This window comes from Nannocystis exedens (assembly GCF_002343915.1).
Classification (GTDB): Bacteria; Myxococcota_A; Polyangia; order Nannocystales; family Nannocystaceae; genus Nannocystis; species Nannocystis exedens.
The window spans coordinates 8,150,375-8,163,612 of the sequence record NZ_NETK01000001.1 but is presented as its reverse complement, the minus strand read 5'-3'; the positions used below and the strand labels follow the sequence as shown (position 1 = coordinate 8,163,612).

The window sequence follows — 13,238 nt, the reverse complement described above, 5'->3', positions numbered from 1 at the left end:
CGCTCATGAGCAGCAAGCTCGAAAGCATGACGGGGAAGGCGGACCTCGCCTTTCCCGAGTACGACGACCCACCGGACGACCCGATCGCGCTGGGCCAGCGTTGGCTGCGCGAGGCGATCGAGGAGAAGGTCTGCGAGCCGCGCGCAATGGTGCTCGTCACGGCGAACGGCTCGGGGCTGATGTCGTCGCGCGTCATGGCCATCCTGGAGTTCGCCGGCGTCGGCATCGTCTTCGCGACCCATGCCACGAGCCGCAAGATCAAGGACTCCATGGAGGTCCCGTATGCGTGCGGCCACTTCTACTGGCGCGAGCTGAGCCGCCAGCTCTCGGTGAGCGGCAAGATCGTGGCGCTATCGCGGGAACGGGCCGTGGCGGAGTGGAACAAGCGGCCGGTTCCTTTGCACTCGATGTCGACGGCTTCGCGCCAGAGCGAGCCCCTGGTCTCCTCCGAGGTGCTCCTCAACGAGGCGCAGCGGCTCGCCGAAGCGGGCGCGCTGCCGTGTCCGGAGCGCTTCATGGTCTATGCTCTCCAGCCGCTCGCGCTCGAGTTCTGGGCGTCGAGCTCCAACCGACTGCATCGCAGGCTGCGCTTCGACCTCGCGCCAGAGGGCTGGAAGAGCGCTCGCCTGCAGCCTTGATCCAACCCGAGGGAGTACGACACATGGCCCTGCATGCCGCCAGGAGCAACGACACCATCGCCGACATCGTGATCGCAGGGGCTGGGATCGGAGGCCTGACCGCCGCCCTTGCCCTGCACGCCCGCGGCATCACCACGACCATCCTGGAGGCCGCCGTCGAGCTCCGCCCGCTCGGCGTCGGGATCAACATCCAGCCGGCCGCCGTCGCCGAGCTGACCGCCCTCGGGCTGGGGGACGCGATGGCGGCGACCGGCATCCCCACCCGCGAACACCGCTACGTCGACCACACCGGCGTCACCCTGTGGACCGAGCCGCGCGGCATCGCCGCAGGCTACCCGTGCCCGCAGTACTCCATCCACCGCGGCGAACTGCAGACGCTGCTGCTGAACGCGGTCCGCGAACGGCTCGGCGCCCACGCCATCCGCACCGGGGTGCGGCTGCACGACCTCCGGCAGACCCGCGGCGGCGTCCGCGTCCACGCCCACGACCGGGTCCGCGGCACCGACGTCATGTTCGAGGCCGCTGCCCTGGTCGGCGCCGACGGGCTGCACTCGGTCGTCCGCTCCTGCCTCCACCCCGAACGCGGAGCGCTCCACGGGGCCGGGGTGGTCATGTGGCGCGGCCTGACCGAACTGGACGGCTTCCTCGACGGCCACACGATGATCCTGGCCAACGACGAGCGGGCCACGCGCCTGGTCGCGTACCCGATCTCCGCCCAGCACTCCGCTCGCGGCAAGGCGCTGCTCAATTGGGTCCTGCTCGCCCGCACCGGCACGCCGGGGCCGGTCGGCAGCGCGGGCTGGGACGTTCCCGGCCTGCTCGCCGACATTTTGCCCCACGTCGCCGACTGGGAATTGGGGTGGCTCGACGTCCGCGACGTCTTCGAGCGCAGCGCGCAGATCCTGCGTTACCCCATGATCGACCGCGAGCCGTTGGACCGATGGGGCCAGGGCCGCGTCACCCTGCTCGGCGACGCCGCTCACCTCATGTACCCGATCGGCGCCAACGGCGCATCTCAGGCCATCCTCGACGCCGTCGCCCTCGCCGCCGAACTCTCCCGCGGAGGCGACGTGCCCGCTGCTCTGGAGCGGTACGAGAACGACCGGCGCCCGGCCACCACCGCGATCATCCTCGCGAACCGGCAGATGGATCACGCCGAGCGGGCGACATCCACCCGCCCTGCCGACGACAAGGCCGCCGAATTGGCCACCATCACCGCCGAGTACCGCGCCGTCGTGGAACAACGCCGCCCCACCTCCTGACGCCCTGCCGGGACGTCGACGGGCTTTTCGTGGGTCTGTCACGCAGGTCACGCCACCGAGGGCGCCCGGAACCGGTGGAGCTCTGACCCCGCGGCCCGAAGCGAGGCTGGACCCACCATGGCTCGAGCGTAGGCGATACGCGACAGCGCCGCGGGTGCCCCCGCGGGCGCCGCCCAGGACCATCCTTGGAGCTTCTGGAGCGGCGGGCTGCGGTCGCTCGGGGCCCGCGTGGACGAGTCCGACGCTCCCGGACATGCCGCGATGGAGCGATTCCGTCGTACGAGGTCTGCGACCGGCTCGAGCTCCGTCACGTCGCCGCCGCGGCTCCAGATTTTTGTGACGCACGAATGACCGCACGAGCCCCGATTCATCGATCGGAGCCCTGGCGGAGCGCATTGCCAATGCGATCGTGCCGGGAGGCGCCTCGGCGTCGGCGCACAGCCGTGCGACGGCCGTGATCTGCGGTCGAGCGATCGGGCGGAGTTAACGAGGCCTTGCGGCGGTCTCGTGCCGCCCGGGGGTGGCTGTGCGGGTGATAGCCAGCACCCCCACTGCTTGCCGGGGTGGTGGAGTCCCCGCATCGTCGGGGGAGCCGGTAGATCGGGGCCAGAGTTGCACGGAGGTAGATCCTGACATGTCCATTCATACGAACGCGATCGTGATCGGCTCGCTATTGGCGAGCCCGATCGCAGGTTTTTTACAGTGTGATAGCGTCGAGCCCGAAGACGAGCCGGAGCTCATCGCCGACACCGGCGTCAGCGCCGAATTCGCGGCCGACGACGCGCCGGAGGAGGAGGTGCCGCTCGAATCGCTGTTCGACGGCGAGGCCCCGACGGCCCGCTCCTTCAACTTGCGGGAGCTGAGCCTGAAGCAGCTGGGCAAGTTCGTCTTTTTCGACAAGATCTCGGTGCCGGCGAAGAAGCAAGGCTGCATCAGCTGCCATGACCCGGCCACCGGCTGGACGTTCCCCAACGACAAGATCAACAAGGGGCAAGTGGCGGCCCCGGGTGCGGTCCTGGGCGCGGTGGGCACGATCAGGCCCCCCAGCAACGCCTACGCGCGCAACATCCCGCTGCAGACCGGGTGTGGTCCGCTCGGCTTGCCCTGCGGCGGCGTCTTCTGGGACGGCCGCGCCGAGGGCAACGTGGGGCCGGTGTTCGCCGGGGCGACGACCCACATCGACGACGAGGTGTTCAAGGGCAAGTCCCTCCTCGAGGACCTGTTCGCGGAGTTCCTGGGTCCAGTGGCCGATCAGGCGCTGCAGCCGTTCCCGAACCCGTTCGAGCAAAACATCAGCGCGAAAGCGGTATGCACCCACGTCTCGCGGGCCCCGTACGCGTTGCTCTACCGGCTGGCCTGGGGCGAGAAGATCGACTGCACCAACGCCGGCTTCATGCTCAGCTTCAAGCGGATCGCGGTGGCGCTCGCGGCCTGGCAAGCCTCGGACGAGGTCAACCAGTTCAGCTCGAAGCGGGACAAGGCCCTCGCGGCCGAGGTCAAGCTGGAAGGCGCGAATGTGGCGTTCCCGCTCAAGGGCCTGACGGCCCAGGAGAACCTCGGGCACGAGCTGTTCTACGGCAGGGCCAACTGCGCGCTCTGTCACAGCAACGAGCCGGTGCTCGCCGTCGCCGATCCCAACAAGGCCGGCCTCGATCCGGACGAGCTCTACACCGACGCCACCTTCCACAACATCGGCGTGCCGCGCAATGCCAAGATCCCGGGCCCGGAGGGCAGCGCGGGCCTCGGCGCTCGCCCCCTCGTGATCCCGGACCCGGACGACGATCCGACCCGGAGGCTCGGGCAGCACAAGACCCCGACCCTGCGCAACGTGGACAAGCGCCCGTACAAGGGCTTCGTCAAGGCCTACACCCACAACGGATGGTTCAAGAGCCTCGAGAGCCTCGTCCACTTCTACAACACCGCGGACGTCGACGGAGCCACCGCCGCCGCATTCGGAGTCACCCGGTGCGACACGACCAAGACGGACTGGACCGAAGCGGAGGCGCTGGCGGCGAATTGCTGGCCCGAGCCGGAGGAGCAGGGCACGCTCGCCATCGGCTTCGTGATGGGCGACCTCGGTCTGACCCTCGCGGAGGAGGCCGCGATCGTCGCGTACCTCAAGACGCTGACGGACACCAAGACGGTCAAGCCGCCGCCGCTGCTCGAGTGAGGCCGCCGACCCGAAGGATGAGCGCCGGCCTCGTGCTGCGCGAGCGCGGGCGAGTCGTGCCCGACGGTGTGCGCCGAGGTGTCGATAGGGGTTTTGCGGTGCTCGGTGCCGACGGCGAGCATCGCCCCGGTCCACGGGTCCCCGATGGACGCGCCGGCGCTCGCGCACCGCGGGCATCGGCTGTGAGCATTGGACCGGGCCGATGTTGACAGGCGATCGGGGGCGTACCGACCCGAACGGTTGCGGTCCTGGCCTGCCGGGCGGGGAGTCGCTATCCTCGGCCGGCATGATGCTCGCTCGGGACGCCCTCCGCGAGTCGACGACGCGCACGCTGCTCGTCGGGCTGCTCCTGTCGTGCACCGCCACCGCGCCGACGGGCGATCGCCCGGCCGAGGTCCCGGCGCCGCCCGTCTTGCCCGCGGCGTCTCCCGCCGTCGAGGTCCCCGAGGCCCCGACGAGGGCGTCGACGGTGCTGTTCGTGAGCGGGAAGGACGGCGCGTTGGTGCCGGTCGCCTGCCACCTCGGCGACGCGCTCGAGAGCGACCCGGAGCGGTGCCTCGCGGGCGTGGCGGTCGGGGACGAGGTCGCCTCGGAGGGCCTCCTGAACGCCCCTGGCGGCCAGACGGCGACGGTGCTCGGCCGCGTCGTCGCGCGCACCTGCGAGCCGGCGCCGGCGCTCACGGTCGCGGTCCCGGCGACGCGCTGGGGGCGGTTCCAGATCTGGCCGGCGGCGCGTTCGGGCGCGATCCGCCCGCTCGCCGATCATGCGCCGTCCGACGCCGAGCGGGCGCAGGTGCTCGCGTTGATCCCCGCGGAGGCGCGCCGGATCGCGGTCGAGAACGCGTCGAGGTACGATCCCATCACCGCCGGGCGGGTCGACCTCGACGGCGACGGCCGTGACGAGCAGCTCTACAGCATCGACGTCGCCTCGACCTTCGACGCGCAGGAAGAGGGCCTCCCCGGCGGCTTCGTATTCGACGCACTCGCCGTGCGGTGGAGCGCGACCGGCGAGCTCGCGCTGTCCCTGACTTTCGACGGCTCGATCCGCATCGATCGGGTCACCGACCTCGACCACGACGGCCGCGCCGAGCTCCTCTTCATGGACGCCGGGCGCTATCAGCTGATCGTGTCGGAGGGCCGGACGCTGCGCCGGCTCGGGACGCCGCGCTGCGTGTTTTGACCGGCCCCGGCGTTGCGCCAGATCGCCGGGCTCTCGGCGATGGGCCATGCGGCCCCGCTCGCTCGTCCTCGCGTCCTCGTCCTCGCGTGCAGGCCGACGCCGCAGCAGACCGCGGCGGTCACGCTTGAACGTCCTCGGCCGGCCTCAGGAACCGGGCGGCCGATAACGGCGAGCGTCACGACGCGCCGTCTCGGCACGAGCCTGCACCTCGGCATCCGCGCTGCCGGCCACGACCTCGGCGCCGACGCGCATCTTCGTCGTATGCCCGGGTGGTCCGGGCGGAGGCAGCACCCGATCGAAGCCGGCCCAGATGCGGGTCATCAGCCCCGGCGCGGCGCCCTGAGCCCGCGCCGCGAGCCACGAGCCGGGGGAGATCGCGCGCTGGCGGTCGCCGTGGATCGCCGCGTCGACGACGATCCGCGCGGCGCGGTCCGTGCTGCTCGCCGACCACCTCGAGGTCAGGCCGCGCGCGAACCACTTGAACTCCTCCTCCTCGCGGCCGTTGAAGTGGGTGTACAGCGGCGCGCCGTTGGCGAGCGGCGGCGGCGTGATCGTGCTGACGAGGATGCCGTCCTTGCGCAGCTCGACCGTCAGCACCTCCGACCAGCCGGTCGCGGCGTACTTGCCGACGACATAGGCCGCGTGATGGGGGATCGGGATCTTGCCGGCGACCGACGTGATGTTGACGATGCGGCCGAAGCCGCGGGCGCGCATGTGGGGCAGCACCGCCATCGTCGGCCGGTAATGCACCCAAAGGATGTTGCGAATCGCCGCCTCGAGATCGTCCGGGTGCAGCTCGGCGACGGGGCCGAAGAACATCTGCCCCGCGTTGTTGACGAGGACGTCGAGCGCGCCGAATGTATCGAGCACGCCCTTGATGAATGCCTCGACCTGGACCGGGTCGCTGGCGTCGCAGGCCATGCCGAACACGTCGGCGCCTCGCCGGCGGAGCTCGGCGACCGCGCGGGCGATCTCTTCGCCGTCGCGGCCGCAGATCGCCAGCTTGCAGCCGTGGCGCAGGAACTCGCGCGCGATCGCGTAGCCGAAGCCACGGCCGCCGCCAGTGACGACGACGACGCGGCCCTGCAAGGTGATGCGTCGCCGTCGACGCGAGATCATCCACGCCCCCGCTGCGACGCCGAGCGCCCCTCCTGCGATCGCCGAGATCTGCCGGAACATCCCCAGTCCGTGGCCGAGGAACGCGGCCTCGCAAGCGAGGGCCCGTCCGGGCCGCGAGGATCGGGCGAGCTCGCCCGGCGGCGATCGGGTGAACGATCCGGGGGGAGTCCGCGGCGGAGAGAGCGCGGTGCGTCCCCACGAGGAAAAGGCGCGAGAGACGCCCGCCGTCGGGCGTGGCGCAGCAGGCGGGGGGTGCATCACCGGGTCATGCCAGCGCGTACGCGTGCCCGTCCTCGGCGGCACCGAGGCGCCCGGTGCGAGTTCTACCGCGCCGGCCTGCCGCTCGTCGGCTGGCAGCTTTACGACGGGTACGAGCCGAACGACGACGCTCCTCCTCGCGGAGATCGAGCGTCGTCGGCACGGACGCCATCGCCGACGTCGCGGCGAACGACGTGTCCTCTCCGCGAGGGCGCCGGGCCAGCGCTTCGTGCTGTTCGATGGAATGGGCCCGCGCGGCGTCCTCGAGACGACCGGCGAGCGGTGCCCACCGGGGCGCGACGACTGCATCGTCTGCGGCGACGACGATCCCGAGCGACGCCATTGGGCGCATGGTTCCTTCCGCGCCGCGGCTCCTGTCCTCTGCATCCACGCAACGACGCGGGCGCCGGCCCGGTGCGCGGCAGCGCGATCCGCACCGCCTGGCTGACCAGGGACCTGGAGACGCCGAGCGCACGCGCTGCGCTGCTGAAGTTGCCCAGCGGCGCCAAGGTCCGCCATTCCTGGAGCGCGGAAGTTCCGGTGCGGCAGAAAAAACGAGCGGATGGTCGCAACGTGAACCGCTCGTTCCGCTTGGCCTGGACGCTCCTTGCCACAGCCAGGCCTGCTGGCGCAGACATTGCCCTCTTATGCTATGAGAGGGCATGGACCGGCTGGACGCCATGTTCGTTTTCCTCGCTGTCGTCGACGCGGGCAGCCTGTCGGCAGCGGCCCGGCGCCTGGGTGCGCCGTTGCCTACGGTCAGCCGCAAGGTCGCAGACCTTGAGCGTCACCTCGGCACGCAGCTTCTGATCCGCACCAGCCGCCGCGTCGAGCTGACGGAGGCGGGACGCGACTACGCGATCGCGGTCCGGCAGATCGTCGAACAGCTGCAAGAAGCGGAGTTGACCGCGGCAGGCGAATATCAGGAGCCCCGCGGCGAGCTGACCGTCACGGCCCCGACGATGTTCGGCGAGTCGCACGTGCTGCCGATCGCCAGCGAGTTCCTGGCGGCGCATCCGAAGATCGACCTGCGCCTCCTCCTGACGGACGTCATGGTGAACCTCGTCGAGGCGCATGTGCACGTGGCGGTGCGAATCGGCGAGCTCGAGGACAGCGGGTTGATCGCGCGGCGCGTCGGGGTCACCCGCTCCATGACGTGCGCGAGCCCCAGCTATCTGCGGACCTTCGGCACGCCTGAGGCGCCGGAGGACCTCACCGAAAGGGATGGCGTGACCTATCGTGGATTCATCGCCGTCCCATGGCGGTATGTGCGCCACGGCGTTCACCTGAGCGCCGAGCCCCGCGCCCGCGTCGCCGTGAACTCGCCCGCCGCGGCCGTCGTGGCGGCGAAGGCGGGGTTGGGGATCACGCGGGTCCTGGACTATCAGATCGCCCCGGACCTTCGGAGCGGAGCTCTGACCCCGCTCCTCGAACGCTTCGAATTGCCCCCGCTCCCGATCAACCTCGTCTTCTCCGGTCAGGGCCGCCTGCCGCTGAAGCTGCGGGCCTTCCTCGACTGGATGGCGCCCCGGCTGCAGGCGCGGCTGGCGGCGGAAGGGGTCGGCGCGCCGCCCGAAAAGAACGGGAACCGCGGAGCCGGCCCTCGCTGAGATGCCAGCAGCCTCCCGTTTTTCGAGAGGCTGCATTGCGACCTGTCCCTCTGCAGCCCCGTCCAGAGAGCCGCTAAATCTTTGCAGCGATGAATGACCGTCGATGTGAAGGAGGCGCGACATGACAGGTACAGCCCCTAAGACACTGGAGCGTTCCGAGGCCCCTCAGGCGCCGCTCAACGCGCGCATGCTGCGATGGGAGCTCGAAGCGCCGGGCGTTCGGAACCTGGCGCTCCGGGAGGCCGCCAGGCCCGAACCTGGGCCCGGCGAAGTCCTGGTCCGGGTCCACGCTGTGTCGCTCAACTACCGCGACCTGCTGATCTGGGAGGGCCGGATGGGCGAGCTCGCGAAACCATTCATTCCGGGAAGCGACTTCTCCGGGGAGGTCGTCGAGGTCGGGCCGCTCGTCACACGGTTTGGCGTAGGGGATCGGGTGATCGGCCTGGACGTCGAGGACTGGGTCGACGGCGCGGCCCCAGGACTCCGCACCAACACCGTCGCGGTCTCAGGGCGACTGGCCGAGTTCGCGGTGGTGCGAGAAGACATGCTGGTGGCGGCGCCCCTGACCCTGGGTTGGGGCGAGGCGAGCACCCTGCCGACCGCCGGCCTGACCGCCTGGATGGCGGTCGTCGAGATCGGAGGGGTCCGCGCCGGACAGACGTGGGTTGTGCAGGGCACGGGCGGCGTCTCGCTCTTCGCCGTGCAGTTCGCGGCAGCGCACGGAGCGAAGGTTATTTTGACCTCCAGCAGCGACGAGAAGCTCGCGCGCGGGCTGGAGCTGGGCGCAAGCGCCGGCGTCAACTACCGCACACATCCTGACTGGGACCGCCAGGTGATGGCGCTTACGAAGGGGCGGGGCGCGGACGCGGTGATCGAAATGGCCGCCGGCGAAAACCTCGCCACCTCGGTCGAGGCCCTCACCTACGGCGGGAGGATCCTGCTCGTCGGGCTGCTGGGCAGCGATCGCGTGACGACCCCGGTCGGCCCGCTGCTCCTGCGTCGGGCGACCCTCTCGGCCATCGGCGTCGGGCCCCGGCGCGCGCTCGAGGACATGATCCGGGCCATCGACAGCCTCGGGATCCGCCCTGTCGTGGCCGCCGCGTATGACTTCGCCGATCTTCCAGCCGCCGTGGCGCACCTGCAGACCGGCGCCGTCGGGAAGGTGGTCGTGCAAGTCCAAGCTTCGCCCGGGGTCCCGCGACGCCTCCATGGAGGCACTCTCGCTCTTCGTCACTGAACTCAAGGTTCCATTTGCCCACCGTTGATTCCGAAGGAGCAAGAAAATGAACGCCATGACCTGGTTTATCACCGGAGCGTCGAGCGGCCTGGGAGCCGCCCTCGCGAACGCCGCCTTGGGGGTCGGCCATCATGTGGTCGTCACGGCGCGGGACAACGCCCGCCTCAGAACGCTCGCCGACGCGCATCCGGACGCTGTCCTGCCCCTATCGATGGATCTGAGCCGGCCCCACGAAATCGAGGCGGCCGTGGCCGCCGCCGAGGCGTGGGGCGGGGGCATCGACGTGCTCGTGAACAACGCGGCGGTCGGCTATCTCGCCGCCGTCGAGGAAGGAGAGGATCAGAAGATCCGGACGCTGTTCGAGACCAATGTCTTCGGCGTAGCGAAGACCATACGGTCGGCCCTGCCCGGCATGCGCGCGCGGGGGCGCGGGGCCATCATCAACATCACGTCCATGAACGGCGTCGTCGCCATGCCCGCGCTCGGCTACTACAGCGCGTCCAAGTTCGCGCTGGAAGGCCTCACCGAGGCGCTCTCGCAGGAGGTGGCGCCGCTCGGCATCAAGGTGATGTCCGTCGAGCCGGGCGGGTTCCGTACGGGCATCGTCGAACGCAACCTCCGCAGCCCGAAGATCGACGCCTATGGCGCGACCGCGCATGCCATCATTGACCTCCTGGTGAACGACAAGGAGGGCGCGCTCGCCCCGGGTGATCCCGACCGGATGGCGAAGATCCTCGTTCGACTGGCGACGTCGGGCGACACGCCTCAGCGCCTCAGCCTCGGCGCCGACAGCTGGACCGCGATCATGGCGAAGCTCGACGCCCAGCGGGCGGAGTACGAGGCGTGGAAGGACGTCTCGCACAGCACGTACTTCGAGTGACGGATCGGGCGTCGGGGCCGTCGTCGTCGCCCTCGTCTGTCCGCGGCGGCCCGACCCGTGGGTGGCCCGCGCTCGCCTCATGGACGATCGGCGCGGAGAGGACTGGCCGACGCGCTTGTTGCCGGTGCCGGCGAGACCGACGAGTCCCGGCACCGCGCCGACGCGGGCGAGTGGCCCGGCTCGCGTCAGCCGTGGCGGCCCCTGCGCTGCTCGAAACATGCCGCTGCCCCGCTTCGGGTGATGGAGCAGTCGGCCGAACGGTGCGGCTGTCCCTTGGGATCGCTTTCCTCAGCCGTCGTCGACGGTGGCGGGCAGACCGCGGTGCGACCGACGAGCTTGCCCTCCGTCGCGCTGCCGCCCACAGAAAATTCATGCTGCCCGTGGCGGAAGATCCAGCGCCAGCGGCGCCGTTCGTCGGTCGAGATCCCGTCTGTGGCCTCGCCGTCGAGGCGAACGGCCGGTATCGGGCCTACCTGGGCGAGCATACGTATCAGTTCTGCAGCGCCGCATGTCGCGCCAAATTCGAGGCGGCGCCCGGGCGGTATGTCAATACTTCGCCGGGGACGGCCAGCACCGTGGTCATGCCGGCGTACACCTGCCCCGTCCACCCCGAGGTGCAGCAGCCGGGCCCGGGGACGTGCCCGAAGTGTGGCATGTCTCTCGCGCCACTCGGGACCTCGGCGGCGATGCGTCGCCTCGAATGGACGTGCCCGACGCATCCGCAGATGGTCCGCAGCGAACCCGGGCCCTGCTCGATCTGCGGCAGGGCGCTCGAGCCTCGCGGCATCCCGCGCCCGGGGGCCGAGGAGAGCCCCGAGCTGCGCGCGATGAAGCGACGATTCTGGATCGCCGCGCTGTCGACCGTTCCTCTGCTCATCCTCGCCGTCAACGATTTCCTGCCCAGACGCGGGGCGTTCCTGTCGATGCGCACCAGCGTCCTGGCCCAGCTCGTCCTCGCCTCTCCCGTGTGCCTGTGGGCTGCGTGGCCGCTGCATGCCTGCGCGGTGTCGTCGTTGCGGAGCCGTCGCGTCGGCGTGTTCACGTTGATCGGGCTCGGCGTCGCGGTGGCCTATGGCTATAGCCTGGTCGCCGCGCTCGCGCCGCAGCTCTTTCCGCCCCCGTTCAAAATGGGCGACGGACAGGCTGGTGTCTACTTCGGCGCCGCGGCCGTCATCGTCACGCTCGGCTTGCTCGGTCAGGTGCTGGAGTTGCTGGCGCGTCACCGGCCCGCGGCAGCCGTTTCCAGGATGCTCGACGTGACCGCAGCATCGGCGCGCCGGCTCGTCGCGGGCGACCGCGAGGAAGAGATCCCGCTCGAGACGGTCCAGGTCGGCGATCGCCTGCGGGTGAGGCCCGGCGACAAGATCCCGGTCGACGGCGTGGTGCTCGCGGGCCACAGCTTCGTCGACGAGTCGATGGTGACGGGCGAACCGAACTTCGCCGAGAAACGTGCCGGCGACTTCATCATCGGCTCCACCGTCAACATCGACGAAGCGCTGGTCGTCCGCGCCGAGAAGGTCGGCGCAGACGAGCTGCTCGCGCGGATCACGACCACGGTCGACCAGGCCCAGCGCAGCCGCGCGCCGATTCAGCGGCTGGCCGACGGCGTCGCGGCGTACTGGGTGCTGAGCACGGCGGTCGTGGCAACGCTGACCTTCGTCGTCTGGGCGGTGTGGGGCCCCGAGCCGCGGATGACCTACGCGCTGATCAACGCCGCGTCCGTGCTGATCATCGCCTGTCCGTGCGCGCTGGCGCTGGCGACGCCGATGTCGCTCATGGTCGCGACCGGTCAGGCGGCGAACTTCGGCGTGCTGTTCAAGAACACCGAAGCGATCGAGGCGATGCGGAGCGTGGACACCCTCGTCGTCGACAAGACGGGCACCTTGACCGAGGGCCGGCCCAGGCTCGTCGCAATGGTGCCGACGACGATCCTCGGGGAGACGGAGGTCCTGCGCCTCGCCGCGAGCCTCGAGCGCGGCAGCGAGCACCCGGCGGCGGCGGCGATCTTCGAGGCGGCGGCGTCCAGAGGGCTCGAGCTCGCGACCGCCGAGGAATTGTCGGCGGTCCCAGGCGAGGGCGTCACCGGCCTCGTCGAAGGCCGTCGCGTCGCGGTCGGCAACCCGGCGCTGATGCAGCACCTCGACGTCGCCCCGGGAGCGAGCGTCGAGCTCGCCGAGGCACTACGGGCCGAGGGGCACTCCGTCATGCTCGTCGCCGTCGACGGGGCGGTCGTCGGCCTCGCCGGCGTGAGCGACCCGATCAAGGCCAACACCCCGGAGGCGATGGCCGCCCTGCGCGCCGAGGGCCTCCGGGTCGTGATGCTCACCGGTGACGACCCGACGACCGCGGACGAGCTGGCGCGCAAGGTCGGCATCGACGAGGTCCTGGCAGGAGTGCCGCCAGCTCGAAAGCCCGGGGCGATCGCGGGGCTGCAGGCGCAGGGCCGAGGCGTCGCGATGGCCGGGGACGGCATCGACGACGCGCCGGCCCTGGCTCGTGCGAACGTCGGCATCGCCATGGGGACAGGCGCCGACATCGCGGTGGAGAGCGCCGACATCACCCTCGTCAAGGGCGACCTCCGCGGCATCGCGCGCGCGCGCAGGCTCAGCCGCGCGGCGATCGCCAACATCAAGCAGAGCTTGCTCTTCGCGCTCCTCTACCATGCCGCGGGCGTGCCGATCGCTGCAGGCGTGCTCTACCCGGCGTTCGGGATCCTGCTTCACCCGCTCGTCGCCGTGGCGGCGCTCTCGCTGAGCTCGGTCTCGGTGATCGCCAGCGTGCTCCGGCTTCGACGGCTGCAGGTGTGACGCAGAGGCGAATTCGCTGCGCTGATGGGCTTGTCGGCGAAAACCAGCCTCTCCATGATGTCGCCTGGAGGAGGAGT

At 70.6% G+C, this 13,238-nt stretch carries 11 protein-coding genes; 8 read left to right on the top strand and 3 right to left on the bottom strand.

What is annotated here, in order from left to right; translation table 11 throughout:
* The first annotated feature begins 5 nt into the window (after positions 1 to 5).
* The 4 genes from NAEX_RS32130 (at position 6) to NAEX_RS32115 (ending at position 5,250) form a co-directional block, all read left to right on the top strand.
* On the top strand, positions 6 to 638 hold the full coding sequence (locus tag NAEX_RS32130; RefSeq protein WP_096331307.1) for a pyridoxal 5'-phosphate synthase: 633 nt from the start codon (positions 6 to 8) through the stop codon (positions 636 to 638).
* Positions 639 to 661: 23 nt separating this feature from the next.
* Positions 662 to 1,900, top strand: a complete 1,239-nt coding sequence (locus NAEX_RS32125) for an FAD-dependent monooxygenase (protein ID WP_096331306.1) — start codon at positions 662 to 664, stop codon at positions 1,898 to 1,900.
* A gap of 634 nt (positions 1,901 to 2,534) precedes the next feature.
* On the top strand, positions 2,535 to 4,070 hold the full coding sequence (locus NAEX_RS32120) for a cytochrome-c peroxidase (RefSeq protein ID WP_096331305.1): 1,536 nt from the start codon (positions 2,535 to 2,537) through the stop codon (positions 4,068 to 4,070).
* Between the two features lie 286 nt (positions 4,071 to 4,356).
* The gene (locus NAEX_RS32115) at positions 4,357 to 5,250 is read left to right on the top strand and encodes a hypothetical protein (protein WP_096331304.1); all 894 of its coding nucleotides are present in this window, start codon (positions 4,357 to 4,359) and stop codon (positions 5,248 to 5,250) included.
* Between the two features lie 144 nt (positions 5,251 to 5,394).
* On the opposite strand, the gene NAEX_RS51005 is transcribed toward NAEX_RS32115, so the two are convergent.
* Both NAEX_RS51005 and NAEX_RS51000 read right to left on the bottom strand, forming a co-directional pair.
* The gene (locus tag NAEX_RS51005; protein ID WP_170136160.1) at positions 5,395 to 6,429 is read right to left on the bottom strand and encodes an SDR family NAD(P)-dependent oxidoreductase; all 1,035 of its coding nucleotides are present in this window, start codon (positions 6,427 to 6,429) and stop codon (positions 5,395 to 5,397) included.
* A gap of 205 nt (positions 6,430 to 6,634) precedes the next feature.
* A complete protein-coding gene (locus tag NAEX_RS51000; protein ID WP_170136159.1) occupies positions 6,635 to 6,970 on the bottom strand; it encodes a hypothetical protein in 336 nt (111 codons plus the stop codon).
* A gap of 319 nt (positions 6,971 to 7,289) precedes the next feature.
* Here NAEX_RS51000 and NAEX_RS32105 point away from each other — a divergent pair, with 319 nt between their 5' ends.
* The 3 genes from NAEX_RS32105 to NAEX_RS32095 all read left to right on the top strand — a co-directional run bounded on the left by NAEX_RS32105 (position 7,290) and on the right by NAEX_RS32095 (position 10,354).
* Complete coding sequence (locus NAEX_RS32105) at positions 7,290 to 8,237, top strand: LysR family transcriptional regulator (RefSeq protein WP_096331302.1); 948 nt, start codon at positions 7,290 to 7,292, stop codon at positions 8,235 to 8,237.
* 187 nt (positions 8,238 to 8,424) lie between these two features.
* Complete coding sequence (locus tag NAEX_RS32100) at positions 8,425 to 9,474, top strand: zinc-dependent alcohol dehydrogenase family protein (protein ID WP_096331301.1); 1,050 nt, start codon at positions 8,425 to 8,427, stop codon at positions 9,472 to 9,474.
* Between the two features lie 46 nt (positions 9,475 to 9,520).
* On the top strand, positions 9,521 to 10,354 hold the full coding sequence (locus tag NAEX_RS32095) for an oxidoreductase (RefSeq protein ID WP_096331300.1): 834 nt from the start codon (positions 9,521 to 9,523) through the stop codon (positions 10,352 to 10,354).
* 185 nt (positions 10,355 to 10,539) lie between these two features.
* Here the strand turns inward: NAEX_RS32095 and NAEX_RS50995 are convergent, their stop codons facing one another.
* A complete protein-coding gene (locus NAEX_RS50995) occupies positions 10,540 to 10,839 on the bottom strand; it encodes a hypothetical protein (protein ID WP_170135313.1) in 300 nt (99 codons plus the stop codon).
* Here NAEX_RS50995 and NAEX_RS32090 point away from each other — a divergent pair.
* Positions 10,726 to 13,161: a heavy metal translocating P-type ATPase gene (locus NAEX_RS32090; RefSeq protein ID WP_096331299.1), complete on the top strand. Its 2,436-nt coding sequence runs from the start codon at positions 10,726 to 10,728 to the stop codon at positions 13,159 to 13,161. The two genes, NAEX_RS50995 and NAEX_RS32090, sit on opposite strands and share 114 nt — an antisense overlap.
* The last annotated feature ends 77 nt before the right edge of the window (positions 13,162 to 13,238 follow it).

Coding starts and splice junctions, on each gene's coding strand:
- NAEX_RS32105 (WP_096331302.1), top strand. CDS start 7,290: ATGGACCGGCTGGACGCCATGTTCGTTTTCCTCGCTGTCGTCGACGCG.
- NAEX_RS51005 (WP_170136160.1), bottom strand. CDS start 6,429: ATGTTCCGGCAGATCTCGGCGATCGCAGGAGGGGCGCTCGGCGTCGCA.
- NAEX_RS51000 (WP_170136159.1), bottom strand. CDS start 6,970: ATGGCGTCGCTCGGGATCGTCGTCGCCGCAGACGATGCAGTCGTCGCG.
- NAEX_RS32095 (WP_096331300.1), top strand. CDS start 9,521: ATGAACGCCATGACCTGGTTTATCACCGGAGCGTCGAGCGGCCTGGGA.
- NAEX_RS32090 (WP_096331299.1), top strand. CDS start 10,726: ATGCTGCCCGTGGCGGAAGATCCAGCGCCAGCGGCGCCGTTCGTCGGT.
- NAEX_RS32130 (WP_096331307.1), top strand. CDS start 6: ATGAGCAGCAAGCTCGAAAGCATGACGGGGAAGGCGGACCTCGCCTTT.
- NAEX_RS32115 (WP_096331304.1), top strand. CDS start 4,357: ATGATGCTCGCTCGGGACGCCCTCCGCGAGTCGACGACGCGCACGCTG.
- NAEX_RS32100 (WP_096331301.1), top strand. CDS start 8,425: ATGCTGCGATGGGAGCTCGAAGCGCCGGGCGTTCGGAACCTGGCGCTC.
- NAEX_RS50995 (WP_170135313.1), bottom strand. CDS start 10,839: ATGCTCGCCCAGGTAGGCCCGATACCGGCCGTTCGCCTCGACGGCGAG.
- NAEX_RS32120 (WP_096331305.1), top strand. CDS start 2,535: ATGTCCATTCATACGAACGCGATCGTGATCGGCTCGCTATTGGCGAGC.
- NAEX_RS32125 (WP_096331306.1), top strand. CDS start 662: ATGGCCCTGCATGCCGCCAGGAGCAACGACACCATCGCCGACATCGTG.